Source organism: Microbacterium sp. zg.B48 (assembly GCF_024623505.1).
In the GTDB taxonomy this organism is placed as follows: domain Bacteria; phylum Actinomycetota; class Actinomycetes; order Actinomycetales; family Microbacteriaceae; genus Microbacterium.
On sequence record NZ_JANJFE010000017.1, the window covers coordinates 99,870 to 120,744 of the forward strand.

The 20,875-nt window shown below is 70.5% G+C and carries 21 protein-coding genes and 1 tRNA gene; 14 read left to right on the plus strand and 8 right to left on the minus strand.

Going from position 1 to position 20,875, the window contains the following annotated elements:
* Positions 1-10 precede the first annotated feature (10 nt).
* Positions 11-991 (plus strand): 1,4-dihydroxy-2-naphthoate polyprenyltransferase, encoded by a 981-nt coding sequence (locus tag NQ152_RS13840; protein ID WP_257503503.1) that lies wholly within the window; start codon positions 11-13, stop codon positions 989-991.
* Here the strand turns inward: NQ152_RS13840 and NQ152_RS13845 are convergent.
* On the minus strand, positions 947-1,267 hold the full coding sequence (locus NQ152_RS13845; RefSeq protein ID WP_257503502.1) for a DUF4229 domain-containing protein: 321 nt from the start codon (positions 1,265-1,267) through the stop codon (positions 947-949). The genes NQ152_RS13840 and NQ152_RS13845 overlap by 45 nt on opposite strands.
* 103 nt (positions 1,268-1,370) lie before the next feature.
* Here NQ152_RS13845 and NQ152_RS13850 point away from each other — a divergent pair, with 103 nt between their 5' ends.
* The 3 genes from NQ152_RS13850 (at position 1,371) to NQ152_RS13860 (ending at position 5,541) form a co-directional block, all read left to right on the plus strand.
* Positions 1,371-1,874, plus strand: a complete 504-nt coding sequence (locus NQ152_RS13850) for a PLDc N-terminal domain-containing protein (RefSeq protein ID WP_257524424.1) — start codon at positions 1,371-1,373, stop codon at positions 1,872-1,874.
* 101 nt (positions 1,875-1,975) lie between these two features.
* A complete protein-coding gene (gene menD / locus NQ152_RS13855) occupies positions 1,976-3,754 on the plus strand; it encodes a 2-succinyl-5-enolpyruvyl-6-hydroxy-3-cyclohexene-1-carboxylic-acid synthase (RefSeq protein WP_257524443.1) in 1,779 nt (592 codons plus the stop codon).
* Between the two features lie 113 nt (positions 3,755-3,867).
* A complete protein-coding gene (locus NQ152_RS13860; protein WP_257524425.1) occupies positions 3,868-5,541 on the plus strand; it encodes a DUF885 domain-containing protein in 1,674 nt (557 codons plus the stop codon).
* A 33-nt stretch (positions 5,542-5,574) separates the two neighbouring features.
* Here the strand turns inward: NQ152_RS13860 and NQ152_RS13865 are convergent, their stop codons facing one another.
* From NQ152_RS13865 to NQ152_RS13880, 4 genes are read right to left on the minus strand one after another with little or no spacing between them, the layout of a single operon-like run.
* Positions 5,575-6,585 carry an LLM class flavin-dependent oxidoreductase gene (locus NQ152_RS13865; RefSeq protein ID WP_257524426.1) on the minus strand — a complete coding sequence of 337 codons (1,011 nt, stop codon included), beginning with the start codon at positions 6,583-6,585 and terminating at the stop codon, positions 5,575-5,577.
* Complete coding sequence (locus NQ152_RS13870; RefSeq protein ID WP_257524427.1) at positions 6,582-6,923, minus strand: TIGR04076 family protein; 342 nt, start codon at positions 6,921-6,923, stop codon at positions 6,582-6,584. Before NQ152_RS13870 ends, NQ152_RS13865 begins: the two co-directional genes overlap by 4 nt.
* Positions 6,920-8,155, minus strand: a complete 1,236-nt coding sequence (locus NQ152_RS13875; RefSeq protein WP_257524428.1) for an amidohydrolase family protein — start codon at positions 8,153-8,155, stop codon at positions 6,920-6,922. Before NQ152_RS13875 ends, NQ152_RS13870 begins: the two co-directional genes overlap by 4 nt.
* On the minus strand, positions 8,152-9,438 hold the full coding sequence (locus NQ152_RS13880; protein WP_257524429.1) for an isochorismate synthase: 1,287 nt from the start codon (positions 9,436-9,438) through the stop codon (positions 8,152-8,154). The genes NQ152_RS13875 and NQ152_RS13880 overlap by 4 nt, the downstream gene beginning before the upstream one ends.
* A gap of 105 nt (positions 9,439-9,543) precedes the next feature.
* Between NQ152_RS13880 and NQ152_RS13885 the strand changes: the two genes are divergently transcribed.
* The 4 genes from NQ152_RS13885 (at position 9,544) to NQ152_RS13900 (ending at position 13,466) form a co-directional block, all read left to right on the plus strand.
* The gene (locus NQ152_RS13885) at positions 9,544-10,128 is read left to right on the plus strand and encodes a hypothetical protein (RefSeq protein ID WP_257524430.1); all 585 of its coding nucleotides are present in this window, start codon (positions 9,544-9,546) and stop codon (positions 10,126-10,128) included.
* Positions 10,129-10,254: 126 nt separating this feature from the next.
* Positions 10,255-10,968, plus strand: a complete 714-nt coding sequence (locus tag NQ152_RS13890; protein WP_374113596.1) for a class I SAM-dependent methyltransferase — start codon at positions 10,255-10,257, stop codon at positions 10,966-10,968.
* A 9-nt stretch (positions 10,969-10,977) separates the two neighbouring features.
* Positions 10,978-12,033 (plus strand): polyprenyl synthetase family protein, encoded by a 1,056-nt coding sequence (locus NQ152_RS13895; protein WP_257503493.1) that lies wholly within the window; start codon positions 10,978-10,980, stop codon positions 12,031-12,033.
* Positions 12,034-12,092: 59 nt separating this feature from the next.
* Positions 12,093-13,466: an FAD-dependent oxidoreductase gene (locus NQ152_RS13900; RefSeq protein ID WP_257503492.1), complete on the plus strand. Its 1,374-nt coding sequence runs from the start codon at positions 12,093-12,095 to the stop codon at positions 13,464-13,466.
* A gap of 45 nt (positions 13,467-13,511) precedes the next feature.
* Here NQ152_RS13900 and NQ152_RS13905 read toward each other — a convergent pair whose 3' ends face one another.
* Positions 13,512-14,810 carry an MFS transporter gene (locus NQ152_RS13905; protein WP_257524432.1) on the minus strand — a complete coding sequence of 433 codons (1,299 nt, stop codon included), beginning with the start codon at positions 14,808-14,810 and terminating at the stop codon, positions 13,512-13,514.
* Positions 14,811-14,956: 146 nt separating this feature from the next.
* On the opposite strand from NQ152_RS13905, the gene NQ152_RS13910 reads away from it, so the two are divergent.
* Positions 14,957-15,991 (plus strand): alpha/beta hydrolase, encoded by a 1,035-nt coding sequence (locus tag NQ152_RS13910; protein WP_257524433.1) that lies wholly within the window; start codon positions 14,957-14,959, stop codon positions 15,989-15,991.
* A gap of 2 nt (positions 15,992-15,993) precedes the next feature.
* Here the strand turns inward: NQ152_RS13910 and NQ152_RS13915 are convergent, their stop codons facing one another.
* Entirely contained in the window at positions 15,994-16,755 is a 762-nt protein-coding gene (locus NQ152_RS13915) for a hypothetical protein (RefSeq protein WP_257524434.1), read from the minus strand.
* 544 nt (positions 16,756-17,299) lie between these two features.
* Here NQ152_RS13915 and NQ152_RS13920 point away from each other — a divergent pair.
* Positions 17,300-17,641: a sugar ABC transporter ATPase gene (locus NQ152_RS13920; RefSeq protein WP_257524435.1), complete on the plus strand. Its 342-nt coding sequence runs from the start codon at positions 17,300-17,302 to the stop codon at positions 17,639-17,641.
* A gap of 172 nt (positions 17,642-17,813) precedes the next feature.
* Positions 17,814-18,278 carry a hypothetical protein gene (locus NQ152_RS13925; RefSeq protein WP_257524436.1) on the plus strand — a complete coding sequence of 155 codons (465 nt, stop codon included), beginning with the start codon at positions 17,814-17,816 and terminating at the stop codon, positions 18,276-18,278.
* Between the two features lie 150 nt (positions 18,279-18,428).
* Here the strand turns inward: NQ152_RS13925 and NQ152_RS13930 are convergent, their stop codons facing one another.
* Positions 18,429-18,917, minus strand: coding sequence for a YajQ family cyclic di-GMP-binding protein (locus tag NQ152_RS13930; protein ID WP_257503486.1), 489 nt, complete (start codon positions 18,915-18,917; stop codon positions 18,429-18,431).
* A gap of 154 nt (positions 18,918-19,071) precedes the next feature.
* Here NQ152_RS13930 and NQ152_RS13935 point away from each other — a divergent pair, with 154 nt between their 5' ends.
* The 3 genes from NQ152_RS13935 to NQ152_RS13945 all read left to right on the plus strand — a co-directional run bounded on the left by NQ152_RS13935 (position 19,072) and on the right by NQ152_RS13945 (position 20,745).
* Positions 19,072-19,572, plus strand: coding sequence for an FBP domain-containing protein (locus NQ152_RS13935; RefSeq protein ID WP_257503485.1), 501 nt, complete (start codon positions 19,072-19,074; stop codon positions 19,570-19,572).
* Positions 19,569-20,486 (plus strand): PfkB family carbohydrate kinase, encoded by a 918-nt coding sequence (locus NQ152_RS13940; protein WP_257524437.1) that lies wholly within the window; start codon positions 19,569-19,571, stop codon positions 20,484-20,486. Before NQ152_RS13935 ends, NQ152_RS13940 begins: the two co-directional genes overlap by 4 nt.
* Positions 20,487-20,663: 177 nt before the next feature.
* Positions 20,664-20,745, plus strand: a tRNA-Tyr gene (locus NQ152_RS13945).
* The last annotated feature ends 130 nt before the right edge of the window (positions 20,746-20,875 follow it).

The window sequence follows — 20,875 nt, forward strand, 5'->3', positions numbered from 1 at the left end:
ATGGCACCTCGTGGCAGGCACCCCCAGTAAGAAGCGCAAGCGTCCCCGCACTCGCACGCATCCCTCGCGCGGCAATCCGCAGAAGGTGCACCAGGAGGGCGACCCGCGCCGGGTCCAGAAGGCGAGCCTCGGCGACTGGATCGGAGGCGCCCGCCTGCGCACGCTGCCGCTGGCGATCAGTCCGGTCCTGATCGGAACGGGCGCCGCCATCCTCGTGGACGGACTGTTCCATTGGGTGCTGGCGCTGCTGTGCCTGGCCGTCTCGGTGAGCCTGCAGATCGCGGTGAACTTCGCGAACGACTACAGCGACGGCATCCGCGGCACCGATGAGCACCGGGTCGGCCCCGCTCGCCTGACGGCATCCGGCAAGGCATCGCCCAGAGCGGTCCTGATCGCCGCGATGGTGTTCTTCGCCGTCGCGGCCGTCGCCGGGCTCGCGCTGGTGATCCGCAGCCAGCAGTGGTGGCTGCTGCTGATCGGCGCGGTGTGCATCATCGCCGCGTGGTTCTACACCGGGGGCAAGCGCCCGTACGGGTACTACGGTCTGGGCGAACTGTTCGTGTTCGTGTTCTTCGGGCTCGTCGCGACCGTCGGAACGACCTACGTGCAGGTGCTGACTGTGCCGCAGGAGGCGTGGTTCGGCGGCGTCGGCGCGGGACTTCTCGCGTGCGCCGTCCTGCTGGCCAACAACCTGCGCGACATCGACCAGGACCGTGCGGCCAAGAAGCGCACTCTCACGGTGCTGATCGGTCGTCGGTGGACGCGCATCCTGTTCACGGTGTTCGTGCTGGCACCGTTCGTCATCGCCGGCTTCCTGGCCCTGTTCTACCCGATCGCGTGGCTTGCGATGCTCGGCCTCCTGGCGGCGCTGCCGGCGATCCTGATCGTGTGGACCTACCGGCTGCCACGAGAGCTGGTGGTCGCACTGACCTTGACCTCGTTGACGTCAGTCGCCTACGGCGCGTTCCTGCTGTGGGCCTTCGTCGGCTGACAGTCGCGACGGAGCGTCCCGGTCCATCGCATCCTCGACGTCCTCGTCGCTCGCCGCGGCCTTCGCCTTCGCGCGTCGCTGCGCCAGTTCGGTCGTCACCTCGGTGAGGGGGCGGCGCAGGAACAGCAGCGAGAGGCTCAGTCCGATCAGCGCCGCGAAGACGGCCGCGAGCCAGTACAGCTCGCGGAAGACGGGGAAGATCATCAGGATGCCGAAGGGCACCAGGAATGCGAGCAGCCTCAGCGCCGTGTAGACGAGGGCGGAGCGGGCTTTCATCCGTCCATCCTAGATCGAGCGTGTTGAGGGCATTCCCAGCTGGGAGGAGTCTCGGTCCGGTCACGGCGGACCGCGGAGCCTCCCACGCGCCTAGGATGGGGGTGTGCCGAGAGTACTGCTTATTCTGGCGCTGGTGGCCACAGCGTTCTGGGTTTACACCATCGTCGACTGCAGTGTGCAGCCCGCCACCCGGCACCGCGGGGTGAGCAAGCCGATCTGGATCCTCATCGTCGTCCTGCTGCCCGTCCTGGGCGGGCTCCTCTGGCTGACGGTCGGTCGCGTCCGACGCTCCTCTGTCGCGGCCCGGCGTGCTCCGGATGATGACCCGGAGTTCCTCGAGAAGATCGGGACGCTGAGCGATCAGGACGAGCGGATCCGACGACTCGAAGAAGAGCTTGCGCTTCTGGACGCGGAAGATGACGACCCGCGCTGGCGGACGCCGGACGGACCGGCCACGGCCGCCGGTTCACCGGCCACGGCCGCCGGTTCACCGGCCGCCGGAACTCCCGGATCGGGTTCTCCCGCTTCCGACGCGCCGAAACGCGCAACGGATCGTCCCGCCGACGGCGACGAAGACCCGCGCGGCCAGCGCGGCGCCGTCGGCTAGTGGTCCACGACGGGGCAGCCGAGTTCGGCGCGCTCGGGGACGATCCTGCTCCGGCGAGTTCGGTGCCCGCCGAGGAGGAGCGCACCGTCCTCTCACCCGCGATGGATGCCGCGGCGGCATTCCTGGGCGCACTCGTGGATCTGGGCGTCCGCCACATCGTGCTGAGCCCGGGGTCGCGCTCCCAGGCCCTCGCGCTGGTCGCCGCGGAACTGGAGCTGCAGGGCAGGGTGAGGCTGCACGTGCGCATCGATGAGCGGGTCGCCGGGTTCACCGCGCTCGGCATCGGACGCGAGACGCGCATGCCCGCAGCGGTGGTGTGCACCTCTGGAACGGCGGCGGCCAACCTGGTGCCGGCCGCCCTGGAAGCCCACCATGCGGGCGTGCCGCTGCTGCTTCTGACCGCGGACCGACCACCGGAGCTGCGCGGCGTCGGCGCTAATCAGACCACCCGGCAGCTGGGCCTGTTCTCTTCCAGCGCGCGTCTGGAAGCCGACCTTCCGGTGCCCGAGGAGACCGACTCGGATGGCGACGGCGAGCAGAGTGTCATGCTGCGCCAGGTCGCGGCGGACGCGGTCGAGGCGGCGCTGGGTGCCGGGACGCGCGCGCCCGGCCCGGTGCACGTGAACGTCCCGTTCCGCGAGCCCCTGGGCGGCCAGGCGCCGCGCTGGCTGGGGGCGCCCACCGCCGAGCTGACCACGACCGCGGCGGCGGATCAGGATGCCGCCCCGATCGCGGACGAGCCGCCGGAGGACGAGGCCTCCGGCGCCCTCTACCAGGGCGGCGGAGGGATCGGCGAAGCGGACCAGCCGGCCGAACCCGACGATCTGCCGCACCTTCTCGATCGCGGCCCGCGCACGGTCGTGCTCGCGGGAGCAGATGCCGGAACGGACGCCGAGGCTCTCGCCCACGCCGGCGGGTGGCCGCTGATCGCAGAGATCGTCAGCGGGTCCCGGTATGGCCGCAACCTCGTGCACCGCTACCGCCGGCTGCTGTCCGATCCGCAGCTGGGCGGACGGATCGAGCGGGTCGTCGTCCTGGGGCATCCCACCCTGAGCAGACAGAGCGCCGCACTGCTGTCCGATCCGGGCGTCGAGGTGCTGGCCGTCCGCGGCCCCGGGGAGCCGCTCAACCTCAACGGAGCCACCATCGCCGTCGACGCGGTCGCGGTCGCCGCCGGCGAGCCGGATCGGGAGTGGCTCGGACAGTGGCTGCGGGCTTCGCGGGATGCCTCCGTGGACCTCAGCCCCCCTGCGCCGGATGCCGACGGGCTGTCCTCCGCGGTGCCGGCGGAGCGGCTCGGGGCGATCAAAGCGGAGCTGGCGGCCGTGCGTGCGCCGTTGGATCGGGCAGCCATGGTCGACGCGGTGTGGCGCGCCACCTGGCCGCACGACCGGCTCGTGTTCGGCTCATCCCGCCTCGTCCGGGTCGCCGATGACCTGCTCGGGGGCAAGAAGGTGCCCGTCCACGCCAACCGGGGCCTCGCCGGGATCGACGGCACCGTCGCCACCGCGACCGGCATCGCGATCGGGTCCCAGACCGGCGGGCGCCCCGGCGTCACCCGGGTGCTGCTGGGCGATCTCGCCCTGCTGCACGATGCCGGTGCGCTGCTGCTGCCGCCCGCCGAGGACGAGCCGCGTATCCAGGTGGTCGTCGGCAACGACGGGGGCGGCACCATCTTCGATGACCTCGAGGTGGCCGCAATCGCCTCGGCGGAGGTCATGGACCGCGTGCTGTACACGCCCCACACCACCCGGTTCGAGCACCTTGCTCGCGCTTACGGCTGGGAGTACCAGCGGGTGACGACGCGGGCCGCGCTGGATCAGGCGCTCACCGCGCCGGTCGGCGGACGTCAGCTGATCGAGGTTCCGCTGACGCGCTGAGCGCGCGCCCGGCCATGATCGCCGCAGTGGCGCAGGGGGCCAGACGCGCCCGCCGATCCGCGGGTCTCCCTCCCCGCGGCATCGCCGCGACCGCACGTGCGTAGGCTGGGTCGGTGAACCGCGCCGCCGACTCCGTCCGCCGTATCGCCGACCAGTACGTCGCGGAGCTCGCCGCGCACGAGCCGGACGCCGCCCAGGCCGCCGGTCTTGCGTCGCCGGGACCGCTGGCCGACATCGGCCCTGAATGGCTGCAGCGCAAGTACGCGCTGCAGGGCGAGGTGCTCGCCGCCCTGGACGCCCTGCCGGGTACGGCCGGTGAGGACCCGCTGCGGGCCGCGCTGGCGGAACGGCTCGAGCGGGAGCGGCTGCTGTTCGACACGGGCTTCACCCCGCGCCTGGTCGCCGGCCTGGCCAGCCCCGTCCACCTGATCCGGTACGCGATCGAGGGGCTGACCGTCACCGCGGATGCGGCCGGCGCAGACCTGGTCGCGCGGCTCGAGGCCGTGCCGGACGGCATCGCCCAGTACATCGCGTCCCTGCGCTGGGCCGCCTCGAACGCCGAGCGGTTCACCGGGACCGGCATCGCCCCCGTGCGGCAGCTGGACACGCTCACTGCGCAGATCGAGCTGTGGCTGAGCGCGGACTGGTTCGGCTCCCTTCCGATCGACGACCCGGTGGACGCCGCGACCCGTGGCCGCGTCCGCGCCGCGGCGGATGCGGCCAACGCCGCTCTCGGACAGCTGCTCGCGGTGCTGCGCGAGGAGCTGCGGCCGCTCGCGCCGACGGTCGATGGCGTCGGCGTCCAGGTGTACGCCGACCTCGCCGCGGCCATGCTCGGCGCACGCATCGACCTCGCCGACACGTACGCGTACGGCTGGGCCGAGCTGACGCGCCTCGTGGCCGAAGCGCGTGCGCTGGCCGCATCGCTCGGCGGCACCGGGGCCGACCCGGTGCGCGGCGCGGCAAAGCTCCTCGACGCCGATCCGGGCTACCGGCTCGAGGGTGTGGACGCGATCCGGTCGTGGCTGGAACGTCGCGTGGACCAGACCATCGGGGCTCTGCAACCGGCCTTCGACCTGCCGTCCGGCATCCGGAACGTCGAATGCGTCGTCGCGGAGGCCTCCACCGGCGTCGTCTACTACACGCCGGCTCCGCCGGACGGGTCCGTGCCGAGCCGGATCGTCTGGACCATCCCCAGCGGCGTGCCGGTCGCGGCGACCTGGCAGGAGGTGACCAGTGTGCATCACGAGGGGCTTCCCGGTCATCACCTCCAGTTCGCCGTCACCGCCTCCTCCTCGGACCTGCACCCCTGGCAGCGGCACCTGTGCCATATCCACGGCTATGCCGAGGGCTGGGCGCACTACGCCGAGCAGCTCGCCGACGAGCTCGGCCTCGTCCGCGATCCCGCCGAACGGCTGGGGCTGCTGCTCGGGCAGATCTGGCGCTCGGTTCGCATCGTGGCCGACATCGGCCTGCACACCGGGTGGGCAATCCCGGCGAACTCGCTGGTCGCCGAAACGGAATGGTCCCCTCAGCTCGCGCAGCGGATGCTGGTCGAGCTCGCCCTCGTCGAGCCGCATCTGGCCGGCTTCGAGGTGGACCGCTATCTGGGCTGGCCCGGACAGGCGCTCGCCTTCAAGATCGGGGCGCGGCTGTGGCATGACGCTCGTGCCGAAAAGGCGGCCGCGGAGGGCGACGCATTCTCGCTGCGCGCCTTCCACCGGGACGCACTGGCACTGGGCCCGATGGGACTGGAGCCCCTCCGCGCGCAGCTGCTCGCCGGGTGACGCCTGTGGAGCAGGTGACGTGCCGGGGGAGTCTCAGGCCTCCAGCTGCGGCAGCACCTCGCGACCCAGCAGCGCGACGCCCGCGGCCTCGTCGATCCCATGCGGGGTGCCGAACTCGATACGGTCCACGCCCGCGTCGATGAGCCGCCACGCCTGCGCGGCGATGTCATCCGGAGTGCCGGAGAACGCGAACAGCTCCAGCACGTCCTTCGGAACGAGCCGCCCGGCGCCGTCGTCGTCGCCGTCGGCCAGGCGGGCCCGGATTCCGGGCAGCAGGTCATCGGGCAGCGACACGGTCGGATCCAGGGCGGCCACCACGTCGAGGTACATCGCGACCTGGCGTCGAGCGTGGCGGCGCGCAGCCGCCCCGTCCCGGTCGACGACGGTCACGGCGCCGAGCACGACCCCGACCGCATCCGCGGTGCGGTCCGCCCGGTCCAGCCCGCGCTGCAGCCGCGCCCGGACGACCTCGACCATCGCCGGGTTGGCGCTGCCGCCCACCTTCACCTCGTCGGCGAGCTCGCCGGCCAGGGCCATGCCGAGCGGACCCCAGGAACCCAGCAGGATCGGCGCACGGTTCCGCAGCACGGGATATCGCAGCCGCACTCCCGGCTCCACCCGGAACGCCGCACCCTCGTAGCCGAGACCGTCCCCGCCGAGGAGTGCCTGAATGACCCCGACCGCGTCCCGCAGATGGCTGATCGGTCTGCGCACTTGGACGCCGACCGCATCGAGCCAGGATCCCTTCGCGAGGCCCAGGTAGGCGCGACCGGCGGACGCGGCATCCACCGCAGCGAACTGGCCCGCGATCTCGTACGGATGCAGCGTGTACGGATTCCAGCAGGCGCAGCCGAGCCGGATCCGCGAGGTGGCACCGGCCATCTCCAGCAGCGCTGCGACGGGCGGCTGGTAGAGCAGGTCGGAGAACACGCTGACACCGTCGAACCCGGCCTCCTCCGCGAGCGCTGCCAGCGCCGCGTACGCGCCGGGAGCCTTGTCGGTCTGCAGTCCCAGTGAGATCTGGACGGGCCGAGAGGAGGTCACGTCAGTTCCTCGGTCTTCATCGAGCGGATGCCGGTGCGCACGATCCGCATGATCAGCCGTTCGTCGGGATCGGGGCACGCGACGAGGTCGTCCCGTTCCAGCCAGTCACCCGGCGGCAGCTGTCGCTGCTTCGCCGGCAGCAGGGGCATCACGGCCTGCAGCGCGTACATGCAGAAATGTCCGCCCTCCGGCAGGCACAGGCGGCTGCTCTGGACGAGGTCGATGCGGTCGCCCACCTTCATCCCGCACACCGAGCGGCCCTCGATGCGTTCGACCACCACGCTCAGGTCGTACAGCTGCGTGCGTGGACTCTGGTCAGGCTCCTGCGGCTCGGTCATCGCGACCGCCCCTCATCGTCGCGGACCACGACGCCGCCCTTCATGACGAAGTCGATACCGCGCAGCGCGCCGGCCGTCACGGTCGGGTCCTCGGGCAGGGCGATCAGATCGGCGAAGCGTCCCGGCGTCAGGGTTCCGATGCTGTCCCGGGCATCCAGCCATTCCGCGGGCGCGGACGTCGCCGCCCGGATCACATCCGGCGCGGACAGGCCGCCGGCCTGCATGTGTTCGAGTTCCCGGACCACGGCGCTGGTCCCCTCGAAGTCCCAGAAGGGCGGCATGTCGCTGCCCAGGAGCACCGTCACCCCGGCCTCCAGCGCGTACCGGTAGGACTGCAGGTGGCGCGGACCGGCGTTCAGCGAGCGCTCCTGCATCCACGGCGGCACGCCGAGGTCGTCGAAGAAGGCGCCCGCCCGGGTGACCACGAGCGTCGGCACCAGTGCCACGCCGCGTGCGGCCATCAGCCGCGCGACCTCCGGCGTGAGCTCGTAGCCGTGCTCCACGCAGTCCAGCCCCAGCTGCACAGCCTCGGCGATGATCGCCGCCGGTCCGGCGTGCGCGGTCACCTTGCGGCCCCAGGCATGGGCCGTCGAGATCGCGGCTGCCATCTCGTCCCGGGTCAGCTGCGGGGTGGTGATCTGCTCGTGCTCGCCGGCGATGCCGCCGGAGATCATGATTTTTATCAGATCCGCGCCGGATCGGAGCTGACTGCGGACGCCGCGCGTGAACGCATCCGGCCCATCGCACTCCACGGTGTCCCCGGTGTCATGCCCGTGGCCGCCGGTGCAGCACAGGCCTCGGCCCGCGGTGAAGATGCGCGGACCGGCCACCTGCCCCTGCTGGATGGCCCGGCGCAGCGCGAAGTCCGCACCGTCCTTCTCGGCGACGCAGCGGACCGTCGTCACCCCGGACAGCAGTGTGCGCCGTGCACCGTCGGCCATGTGCAGCGCGAGGTCGTGTGCGGAGAGCGCGCTGACCGCATCGCCACCCGGGCCGGGCAGCGACAGCGAGAAGTGGGTGTGCATGTTGATCAGGCCCGGCATGACGTAGGAGCCGCCGAGGTCGATCGTGGGTTCCGGTGCGTCGTGTTCGGGCACGATCGCGGCGATGCGGCCGTTCTCCACCACAAGGCAGACACCGTGGCGCGGCACGGGGTCGATGCCGTCGACCAGCCTCAGGTTCGTGAGCACCGCGTCGCCCCGGGTCGGCAGTGCGGGTACCGGCCCGCTCATGCCAGCGCGTCCACGATCGGTCGGAACTTGACCCGCGTCTCGAGCAGTTCGGCCTCGGGGTCGCTGCCGGCCACGATCCCCGCGCCGGCGTGCGCACGCAGCGGGATATCGCCCGTGCCGCCGGGCGAAACGGTGCTCAGATCGAACTGCGCGCAGCGCAGCGCGATCGCCCATTCCCCGTCGCCGTGTGCGTCCACCCAGCCGACCGGTCCGGCGTACCGGCCACGGTCGAAGGGCTCGAGTCGGCGGATCACCTCGAGGGCGGCATCCGTCGGCGTTCCGGCCACGGCAGCGGTCGGATGCAGCGCGGCGACGAGGTCGAGGGCGGACGCGCCGCCGCTCAGCTCGCCTTCCACGTCGGTGGCCAGGTGGAAGACGTTGGGCAGCTTCAGGGCGAACGGCTGCTCGCTCGCGGCGAGCACACTCGTATGCGGACGCAGCGAGGCCAGCACGCTCTGCACGGCGTAAAGATGCTCGTCCTGGTCTTTCGTGCTCGTCGCCAGGGCCAGGGATGCCGCGGTGTCGGCATCCGCGTCGGCCCCGCGGGGAGCGGTGCCGGCCAGGACGCGGGCGGTGACGGTCCCGCCCGACACGGTCACCAGCGTTTCCGGGCTCGCGCCCATGAGGCCGTCGACGGCGTAGGCCCAGCAGTCCGGGTAACCGGATGCCAGTGCTCGGACGAGCCGGCGCAGGTCCGAGCCCGGCGGGACCGAACCCGCCAGGTCGCGAGCCAGGACGACCTTGCTGACCTCGCCGTCCGCGATGGCATCGAGTCCCCTGCGCACAGCAGCCTGGTAACCGCTCGGGTCCAGAGCCCCCGGGCCGAGGGTCGCCGCCCAGTACGGGCCGTACCCGGTGCTCTCCGGCAGTGCGACGCCGGGTTCTGACTCGATCGCGCCGGCATGGCTGATCCGCGTCACCCAGGAGCGGTCACCGCGTCGGCCGACCACGACCGCGGGCACGCTGAGCCTGCTCGGGGTCGGGGAGAGCGGGTCGAACGCGAATGCGCCGAAGGCGACCAACCCGGTGCCCGGCAGGCCCACCGCGTCATCGACGTCCGCCGCGGCCGCCAGCGCCCGCCACTGCCGGCCGAAGTCGAATCCGGTCGCCGGGCCGATCCGGGTGAACGCCGTCGTCTCGCCGTACGCGGCCATCGCATCGCCGCGGCGGCTCCAATAGGTGGGATTGGACAGCTCCGCATACGCCAGCACGTCATCGACCGCCGCGACCTCGCGGGTCACCACCCGCAGCCGCGGGGTCGGCAGTTCGATCGGGTCGGTCACCGTTCCAGACTAGAGTCGAGCCGCCTCGGCGCGGGCCACGTCCGTCCCGACGGCACAGATCGCCTCTGGGCAGCGTCACCGGTGGCGCGGCTAAGCTGTGCCGTCATGAGCGCCCCGCACCCCGCGACGCCCGGCCGTCCTGAGCCGGGAACGCAAACCCTGTTCCGCTGGCGCAAGTGGGACGGTTCCCCGCACTGGGTGCACGAATGCGTCTACCTCGGCTCGGACCAGTGGGGGGACTGGTTCGGACAGCCCGCGGGATGGCGCAGCAGCCGCCCGGAGCGTGACTTCCTGGTCAACACTGCGAGCGTGACGCTGCTGCCGCCGAGCGGTCTGTATGCCATGACGGTGAACGTCGTACCCCCGGCCACCTACCGGATCTACATCGACCTGGGCTGGGACATCCGCTGGCAGGAGGTCGAGGGTGTTCTCGAGCCGACCGGCATCGATATGGATCTGGATGTCGTCAAGTCCGTCGACGGCCGCGGGATCTGGATCGATGACCGCGACGAGTGGGAGGAGCACCGCGTGGCGTACGGCTATCCGCTCGACATCGTGGACCGCCTCGAGTCGCTCGCCGTCGACCTGGAGGCGTACGTGCGGGCCGAAGTCGCCCCGTTCGATGACGCGACCCCGGATGCCTGGCTGGCCCGGCTCGCCGCCCTGCACCTGTCTGCGCGGGCAGAGTAGAGCCGCGGAGGGCACCGGCTGCGCGAATAGACTCGTCCGGTGACTCCTCGTCCGCACGACCCGCCCCCGGGCGACGCCCGGCTCAATCGCGCCGACCTCCACAAGGATCCGGCCCGCGTCAGCGGCATGTTCGATCAGGTCGCGAAGAACTACGACCGCACGAACACGGTGCTGAGCATGGGCAACGACCGCATGTGGCGGGCCGCGACGACCCGGGCGGTCGCCCCGCGGCCCGGACAGCGGATCCTCGATCTGGCCGCCGGCACCGGCGCCAGCTCGGTGGCCCTGGCCAGGAGCGGAGCTTCCGTCGTGGCGGCCGACTTCTCGCCCGGCATGATCGCGGAGGGCGAGCGCCGCCACGGCGGCATCCCGAATCTGACCTTCATCCAGGCCGACGCGACCTCCCTGCCCTTCGGTGCGGACGAGTTCGACACCGTCACGATGTCGTTCGGACTGCGCAACGTGAACGACCCGCAGCGCGCGCTGCGCGAGTTGCTGCGGGTGACCAAACCGGGCGGCCGCCTGGTGGTCTGCGAGTTCTCGCACCCGCCGTCACGCGCGTTTCAGGGGCTGTACCGCTTCTACAACGCCAGGATCCTCCCGGTGGTCGCCAAGACCGTCAGCTCCAACGCGGACGCCTACGACTACCTGAACGAGTCGATCCGCGAATGGCCCGACCAACGGGCACTGTCCGGATGGATCCGGGACGCGGGCTGGACCGATGTGGCCTACCGGAACCTGTCCCTGGGGATCGTCGCCCTGCACCGCGCGACCAAGCCGGAACGGCCGGCGAGTCAGCGCATGGCCCCCGGCACGAGCGACCCCTCCAGACCCCGATAGGCTGAGGGTGTGACTCCCTCAGCTTCCGGCTCGCGGGTTGCGGGCAAGCTGGGCCTCACCGACCGCACACTCGCCGGGCCGCGCTCCCGCAAACTCGCGTCCACTGTGAAGGCCGGCCTCGTGCGTGTCGACCGCGCCCTCGAGCAGGAGCTGCGTGTCACCGACCGCATCGCCGACGCAGCGAGCCGCTACCTCTACGAAGCCGGCGGCAAGCGGATCCGGCCGATGCTCGCGCTGATCACCGCCCAGCTGGGCGACGGGGCGATCGAGAGCGTCATCGAAGGCGCCACCGCGCTGGAGATGACCCACCTCGGCTCGCTCTACCACGACGACGTGATGGATGCCGCGGACAAGCGTCGCGGTGTGCCCAGCGCACACTCGGTCTGGGGCAACAACGTCGCCATCCTCACCGGGGACCTCCTGTTCTCGCGCGCCAGCCAGATCATGGCACGGCAGGGCGAGCGCGCCATCCGGCTGCAGGCGGACACCTTCGAGCGGCTCGTCCTCGGGCAGATGCACGAGACGGTCGGGCCGCAGGACGGCGATGATCGCGTCGAGTTCTATCTGCAGGTGCTCTCCGACAAGACCGGTTCGCTCATCGCGGCCGCGGCGCAGTCCGGGCTCATCTTCGCCAACGGCCCGGATGAGTTAGAGCAGCCGCTGATCTCGTTCGGCGAGAAGGTCGGGGTGGCCTTCCAGCTGCTGGATGACGTGATCGACCTCTCCGACGATCCTGACGAGACCGGCAAAGTGCCCGGCACGGACCTCCGGGCCGGCGTGCCCACCATGCCGTACCTGGTCCTCGGGCAGCGGACGGATGCCGCATCGATGGCCCTCCGTGCGCGCATCGACGACGGGGTGGAGCGCATCGCCGACGGCGGCGACCCGGCAATCCTGGATCGCGAACTCTCCGAACTGCGGGAGCACGAGGCCACCAAGGCCACGCTCGATCTCGCCCATTCCTGGTCGAATGAGGCGATCGCCTCGCTCGAACCCCTTCCCGCAGGTGCGGTGCGCGAGGCGCTGACGCGTTTCGCCCAGGCTGTCGCCGACCGTTCCAGCTGACATATCCCGTCGCGGCAGGTGTCGTAGTTCGCCAAGCCCGCGGCCTCAGAAAGGACCACATGACCAAGCTCAGGCTGGCCATCGTCGGTGCAGGACCGGCGGGCATCTACGCCGCAGACATCCTGCTCAAGGCGGAGCGCAAGTTCGACGTCTCCATCGACCTCTTCGAGCAGCTTCCGGCCCCGTACGGCCTGGTCCGCTACGGCGTCGCGCCCGATCATCCGCGGATCAAGGGCATCGTCACCGCGCTGCGCGAGGTGCTGGACCGCGGCGACATCAGGCTGTTCGGCAACGTGCGCTTCGGCGAGGACATCACCCTCGATGACCTGAAGCGTCACTACAACGCGGTCATCTTCGCCACCGGGGCCATCCGCGACGCGAACCTCGACGTCCCCGGCATGGACGCGATCGGCTCGTACGGCGCGGCGGACTTCGTGAGCTGGTACGACGGCCACCCGGATGTGCCGCGGGAGTGGCCCCTGGATGCCGAGTCGGTCGCCGTCATCGGCAACGGAAACGTCGCACTCGATGTCGCCCGCATGCTCGCCAAGCACGCCGAGGATCTGCTCCCGACCGAGGTGCCCGACAACGTCTTCGCGGGGCTGCGCGCGAGCGCCGTCACCGATGTGCACGTGTTCGGGCGCCGCGGCCCCGCGCAGGTGAAGTTCACACCGCTCGAACTGCGCGAGCTGGGCGAGCTGCGCGACGTGGACCTGGTCGTCTACGACGAGGACTTCGACTACGACGACGCGTCCCGGGCTGCGATCGCGAGCAACAAGCAGGTCATGGTCATCGACCGCGTGCTCCAGTCCTGGCGCAAACGGCCGTCGGTGAACAATGCCGGAGGAGAGGCATCCCGCCGTCTTCACCTGCACTTCTACGCCAAGCCGCTCGAGGTGCTCACCGACGAATTCGGCCGCGTGTCCCGCTTCCGCTGGGAGCGCACGCGACCGGACGGCCAGGGCGGTGTCGCCGGCACCGGTGAGATCCGCGAGGTGCCCGTCCAGGCGATCTACCGCGCGGTCGGGTACTTCGGCTCACCCCTGCCCGGAGTCCCGTTCGACAAGCGTCACGGCGTCATCCCCAATCACGAGGGGCAGGCGCTGCGGGAGGACTCCAACGACCGCGTACCGGGTGTCTACGCGACCGGATGGATCAAGCGCGGACCGGTCGGTCTGATCGGCCACACGAAGTCGGATGCGATGGAGACCGTGCGCCACCTCATCAACGACCAGGGCTCGTGGTGGCAGCCGGCCGACCCCTCGGAGGAGGCGATCCCGCGGCTGCTGGCCGAACGGGGTGTGCGCTGGACCGACCTGGACGGCTGGCACCGTCTGGACGAACACGAGATCGGTCTCGGCGCCCCGCACGGGCGCGCGCGGGTCAAGGTCGTGCCTCGTCCCGACATGGTCGACATCTCGCGCGGGGAGTGACCCGAGTCGCGCAGCACCTGCGCGTCGCGGCATCCGCGAGCCGCCTCAGGTGGGCGGCAGCTCTTCGCCGGCGCTCGCACCGACCTCGTCTGCGCCGCGCGCCGTATCAGCCGGTGACCGCTGGGCACGGCTGAGCAGCACGAACGGGAGCGCGACCGCAGCGATCACGCCGCTCCAGATCAACGAGACACCGTAGCCGCCGACGTCGGCGACCCGCCCCAGCACCGGCTGGAAGAGCACCCCGCCGCCGGATCCCATCAGCGAGTCGAACGAGAGCACGGTCGCCCGCTGCTTCGACGGAATCATGTCGTTCAGGTACGCCCGGTGGACGGGATCATCGATCGCCGACGCGATACCCCAGACCGCCACGAGGACGATCGCCGCCCAGAAGCTGCGGACCACCCCGAGCCCCAGCAGCACGACCGCGCTCGCCACCGTCGCCAGCACGATCGACGACGTGCGCCGACGGAACAGCCTGCGCACCCACGGGGCCAGTGCCCCGCCGACGATCGCCGCGCCGGAGAGCAGCGCCGCGGCCAGACCCGCGACCGTGTAGGCCTCGTCGTCGCCCCACAGTTCCAGCAGGTACGGCTGCAGGGCGTAGAAGACGTAGATCCCGACGCCGGCCGTGAACGGGCTGGCCAGCATCAGCCAGCGCACCGGGGCATTGCCGAGACCGTAGGTGATCGACGCGCGGAAGACGGTGCGGGTCGCCTGCAGCGGATTCTCGCCGCGTTCAGGTTCGAACCCGATGTCGTGCATGAGCAGTGCGGCCACGACCAGGGTCACCACCAGCAGGCCGGCGCGGACCAGGAACGGAACGCCCAGGTCGGTCACCTGCGCGATGACGCCGCCGAGAACGGAACCGGCGAGCATGGCGATTCCGCCGACGATCTGCGCGCGGCCGAAGACCGTCTCGAGGCTGCCGCGGTAACCGGTGGCTCGCAGGGCGTCCACGAGCCAGGCGTCGACCGCGCCGGAGAAGAACGTGAACCCGAGCCCGAGCAGGACCGACACGATCGCCCACGCCCAGAAGGGCGACTCCCACACCCACAGCATCCAGTACAGCGTCGTCGTCGTGGCGAGCGTGACCGTTCCGATCAGGTAGGACGCTCGGCGCCCGACCGTATCGGCCACCACGCCGGTGGGGATCTCGAAGATCAGCATCCCCGCGGTGAAGAACGCGTTGGCTGCGAACGCCTCGAGATTCGACAGCCCGGCATCCAGCAGGAACAGGGTGTTGATGCCCCAGATGAACGAGGCCGCCAGCGTGTTGCCCAGCATGAGCGTGTAATAGGTGCCCTGCACCCGGCGCGGCGTCGGCAGCGTTGCGGCGGCGTTCATCGAGGAGACAGTATCCCTGCCGCCGACACCGGTCTACGGCTCTCGGCATCGCCGGGGTCGCGCGCGCCCGCGCGCATGCGGGCACCGCGCGCCCGCACGCGGTGCCGGAATCTGTGCCGGCGAACCCGCCTGGATAGGCTGTGCGGATGGCGCGGGAGTGGGATGCCGATGTCCTGGGGGAGCCGTTCCGACAGCTGACCCTGGACCTCGGCGAGGACGACGAGGGACCCGTCGTCGCGACGCTCGTGCGCGCCCTCGCGCGTCGACCCGTTCTCGGCGGGATCCTCGGCGACCGCCGACCGCTGCACGACGTGGACGTGCTGTACGTGCACGGCTGGTCGGACTACTTCTTCCAGCGCAGCCTGGCCGCCTACTGGACCGATCGCGGCGCAGACTTCTACGCGCTGGACCTGCGCAAGTACGGGCGCAGCATCCGTCCCGATCAGACGCCGGGGTACATCACCGACCTCGCCACCTATGACGAGGACATCGCGGCGGCCCTCGCGGCAATGGGTCGCGCTCTGGATGCGCCCGCGTCTCCGCGCCGGCTCGTGCTGGTCGGCCACTCGACCGGCGGGCTCACCCTGAGCCTGTGGGCCGCGCGGCATCCCGGCGTGGCCAGTGCGCTGATCCTGAACAGCCCCTGGCTGGAATTCCAGTTGAGCGCCATGACCCGCGTCGCAGTCGCCCCCATGATCGGGTTGCATGCCCGCCTGCGGCCGCTCGAGCCGCTGCCGCAGGTGGACACCGGCTTCTATTCGCGTGCGCAGCGCGAAGTGCGCGAGGCGCCGCTGGAGATCAACCCGGCCTGGCGCCCGGAGGTGTCGATGACAGTGCACGCGCCATGGCTGCACGCGATCCTGGCCGGTCATGCGCGGGTGGCGGCGGGGCTGGACATCGACGTTCCGGTCTGCGTCCTGCTCTCCGCGAGATCGGTCACCCCGACGCGCTGGTCGGAGGAGCTGACCCGTGCCGACACGGTTCTCGTGGTGGATGAGATCGCCCGCGCCGCACTGCATCTGGGCGCGTCGGTGACCGTCGAGCGGATCCGCGGCGCACTGCACGACGTCTTCCTGTCCCGTGCCGAGGCGCGCGATGAGGCGTACGAACGGCTGGACCGCTGGGTGATGGGATGCCTCGGCACCAGGCGGCTGCCGCTGTCGCCGGGCGCGTACGTCTGAGGTCAGTGCCTCCAGAATCGAGGCGGACCGGACGAGGGGCGACGCGGAATGTAACGTCGCCACGCGCTGCGGAAGGTCCACCAGCCGTAGCCGAAGTACGCCACGACGTAGATGAGTCCGACCGCGACGCCACCTGCGACCGCCCACCCCAGGGTGCCGCCGCTCGAGACGACGATCGCGCCGACGAGCAGTCCGCTCACGCACGCGTTGACCACGACCAGCAGCATGGCGGAACTGCCCACCAGAACGCTCACGCTCCGGGGCCGCAGGAACGCGTAGGTGTGCTTCATCGCCTCCTCGTCGTCATGGACGGATGCGAGGAAGTACTCCTCCACCGTGGGATCGAGGTCGACGTACGCGCCGCGCAGCCGGTTCATCGCGACGACGTACATCATGTCCTCCTCGGCGACGTTTCCCACGCGCGTCTGCGTCATCAGCCCGATGACCACGAGGAAGCCCAGGATCGCGAGCGAGGCTCCGCCGAACCACCCCTCGAAACGGGATGCCTGCCCCAGCAGTCCGATGGTCACCAGACCCGCCGAGACGAGGGTGAGGAAGATGGTGATGCGTGTGAGCACCTCGCTCTGCGCGGTGCTGCGCGCGGCCAGGAGGCCCCAGTGCTCGGTCGCGAGGATCTGCGCGCGACGGCCGAGTGCGGCATCCGATTCGCCCGGGGGGTCGACGCTCGGGTCCGCCTCAGCCGGAGCGGAACGCTCACCCGAGCCGGGGACTTCCGACGCGTCCGCAGGCGGGGCCTCGCTCATGCGTGACATTGTGCACCGCGCGCGTCCACAGCGACAGGCCCGGGTGTGAGCACTGCTGCGCACAAGATCATGGGAGAAATGCGTGGCGCGCGGCGCGGAAACCCTTTAGGGTGCAGAAGGACCGGCACCATTCGCCACCCGAGCGCATCACCTGCGCGGCGAAGCGGAACCAGCGGTTGCACGGTCGGGTTCCCTCGGAGAGACAGCCTCGCAGCTAGTCGTTCGATCTCCGGGGGAACCGCAATCACGGAGCATCCCGCACGCCATCCAGCGGGGAGATAGAGAACCCCGGAGCTGGGGGACGCCGGGGTTCTCTCTTCCGCTTACTGGGGGAGGAATCAGACTGGGAACCCGAATCCCGTCTGCTCCCGCGTCGGCGGGCGGTGCTTGCATGACCAAGCCTAGGAAATTCTGCGCGATCCGTATGTCGGCACTTCGGTGGACACGGCGAGCGATCGGCGTGCGCGCCCCTGCCGGTATCGCGGCGGCCGTCGGGGCGCAAGAGGGGAGACAGATCGGCGGTGCGCGCAGAAGCATGAACACCATGAGCACACCCACCGGCGACTCCGCCGACACTGCCGATCCCACCACCAGCGTTCAGCCGCTGCGCGACGAGGACACCTCGATCGAGCCGGACCCGACCCGGGATCCCGCGCAGGCGGAGTGGGATCGCACCATCGCCCTGGACGAGGGCGCAGATCCGGAGGAGCTCGACGCGGCGACGGCGACCGGAGCGGACCCGGCCGAGGTCCGCACCGACGAGGACCAGATTCCGGCCTCCGATCTGCCGCGCGAGGCAATACAGCCCGAGTCGCAGGGGGACAGCCCCATCGAGGCGGCGTTGGGCGAGGACGGACAAGGGGACCTCGCACCGGAGGACCTCTGAGGCAGCTCCGCCTCGGCGGCGCAGAACGGCATTCGTGCTCGACGACCACGACGAGCGCATCCGAATACAGTGACCGCGGACAACGTCGGTGCGAACGCGGTCGAGGCTCGGCAGTGCCATCGACGGCGCGCCCGCGCCGGCGTACGCTGACGCTCATCGATCAGGAGGGGTCGTGAGAAGGCGCCGCACACCGAGCGCGATCAGCGAAGAGGAGCAGATCGCCCGGTACGCGTATGTCCTGGGGAATGTCCCCGCGAGCGTCGCCGACCGAGCGTACGCGGCCGCCTTCACTCGGCTCTCCGCTGGCCAGCGGCAGGAGATCGTCGATGACCTGCGCTCGCAGCTGCCCGTCGCCCCGCAGGAACCGGCATCCGAGGACCCGGTGGAATTCGCCGTGCTGATGCGCGATCTGCACGCGCGCAACGCCCTGGTCCGTATCCCCGGAGCCGCCACCCTCGCGGCAGAGTTCGTCGCGAGCCCTCCGATCGCCGCCTATTTCACGGTCGGCGCAGGGTCGGTGACGATGGACCAGCAGCCGCCATGGATACATGACCTCGCCGGTCACGACACCGCGCCGATCGATGGCGGAAGAATGCATCATCGCCGTGGGGCAGACTCCGGCGAGTGGTACGCCTGAACCCGCTTCCGGCCGCGCGTCGGTCCCGTCCTGGACTGATGCGGACGGATGCTCCGGCTCATCAACATCTGGCGCGCGGAGGAAGTCGATGATCAGGTCGGCTGGCACCGATCATGGCCCCCAGCCCATGGGCTGCCGTGGCGGCCTGCGCTACCGGTAGTTGATGAACTGCAGGTCGACGTCCAGGTCGGCTGCCTTGAGGACGCGGATGACCTCCTGGAGGTCATCGCGACTCTTGGACTGAACGCGCAGCTCGTCGCCCTGAATCTGCGATTTCACGCCCTTGGGTGCCTCGTCGCGGATGATCTTGCCGATCTTCTTCGCGTTCTCCTGGGAGATGCCGTCCTTGATGGTGGACGTGATGCGGTACTCCTTGCCGCTGGCGAACGGCTCCCCGGACTCGAGGCTCTTCAGCGAGATGCCGCGTTTGATGAGCTTAGACTGGAACACGTCGAGCACAGCTTTGGCCCGCTCTTCGGAGTTCGCCTTGATCAGCACGGATTCGCCGCTCCACTCGATGGAGGCGCCGGTGCCCTTGAAGTCGTAGCGCTGCTCGATCTCTTTGCGGGCCTGGTTGAGGGCGTTCTCCGCCTCCTGGTGGTCGACTTTGCTCACGATGTCGAAGGATGAATCAGCCATGCGCGGAAGTCTATCGGGGCTTGCCGGACCAGCTCAGGATCCGCTGCCGCTGAGCGCCCTCCGCGCTCGCCGATCGCGCGCGGGCGGAGCGCGGCGGGGGTGGTGCCGGCATCCGCTCTTCGTAGACTGGCGGGGACAGCGGCGAGGAGGTCCGATGCGCCAGTTGACCGAAGATGACATCCGTGGGGCGCTCGCGAACGCGGGTGACGACGAGTTGCGTCTCCTGACCCTTCCCCCCGATTTCGTGCTGACCGACTGGGACCACCTCGACTTCCTGGCGTGGCGCGACCCGCGGACCAAGGGCCGGGGATACCTCATCGCCGAGGTCGGCGACGAGCCGATCGGCGTCGTCCTGCGGGCCGCCGAGGGCACCGCGCGGGTCAGCTCCGCGCTGTGCAACCTCTGCCACACCATGCAACCCGCCGACCAGGTCTCCCTCTTCTCGGCGCGCAAGGCCGGTCGGGCGGGTCAGAACGGAGACACCGTGGGAACGTACATCTGCACCGACCTCTCCTGCCACGAGAACGTCCGCCTCGCCGCGCCGCTGGCGCCGAACGAGGTGCGAGCGAGCGTCGACGCCAAGATCGACGGCACTCGCCGGCGTGCGGAGGCGTTCGTCGAGCGCATCCTCGAGTCGGCCCGGGCCGACGCGTGAGCGCCCGTGTGGTGGTGATCGGGGACGCGCTCATCGACGAGCTGCGCGACGATCGTGGTGTCCGGGAGTTCGTCGGCGGGGCCGCGCTCAACGTGGCGGTCGGATTGACCCGTCTCAGCGTTCCGACCACTCTGATCGCCATGGTCGGGGACGACGAGGCCGGAGCCCACATCCGCACCTACCTCGCCGACTACGGCGTCGAGCTGATCGCGTCACCGTCCGCTCACGGTTCGTCGCGGGCGGTCAGCACGCGCAACGCGACGGGGGAGCCGGTCTACGAGTTCAACGCCGCGGCGCAGGCGCGGTCCATCACGTTCGGCGAGGCGGAGCGTGCGGCGATCGATGCCGCCGCCCTGGTCGCCGTCAGCTGCTTCCCCTTCGACGACGCGGCGCAGACCGGGCGCTTCGCCGAAGCGGTCCACGCATCCTCGGCGATCCTGGCGATCGACCCGAACCCGAGGGCCGGCATGCTCGCCGATCGGGAGGAGTTCGTGCGCGGCTTCGAGCGCCTGGCGTCCCGAGCAGCGCTGGTCAAGGTGGGCGAGGACGACGCCACGCTCCTCTACGACCAGCCGCTCGATGCCTTGCGCGCCCGTCTGCTGGATCTTGGCGCCGCCGCCGTGCTCGCGACCGAGGGCAGCGCGGGGGCGACGATCGAGGCCGGAGACACCGTCGTGACGCGGCCGATCTCCGACCTGCCCGGACGGATCGTGGACACGATGGGTGCCGGAGACGCTGCGTTCGCCGCGGCCATTGCGGCGCTCGTCGACGAAGCGCCCGCGGACGAGGACGAGTGGGGGGCGATCCTGGAGCGGGCGATGGACGTCGCGGCCGCGACATGCCGATACGAAGGCGCGCTGCTGAGACTTCCGGAGTCGTTGTCCGCCGTGGATATGGACGCGATCGGCACCTGAACCGTGCCCGCTCGCACGCACGGACGAACGGCCGGATGCTGTCGACGGGGTCGTTGAGACTTCGACGGCTGTCCGCGCAGCGTGTCCGCGGGCCTGGATTTTCGTGGTGCGCGTCAGACGCGTAGGATGGGTGCTCGCGCCTTCGGTCGACTGGAAAAGCCGGACGGATGCGCGCCTGGCGAGTTACCCAAGCGGCCAAAGGGATCTGACTGTAAATCAGCCGGCGTAGCCTTCGGGGGTTCGAATCCCTCACTCGCCACGGTGTGATGTCTCGCGACATATGTCTCATATGTCGCGAGACATCTGTCATTTGTGGGGCCAGCGGCCGGGTGGGGTGAGTTGGTTGCGCCAGTAGCCCTGGGCGGGGTTTATGTGGTGTTCGCTGAGGA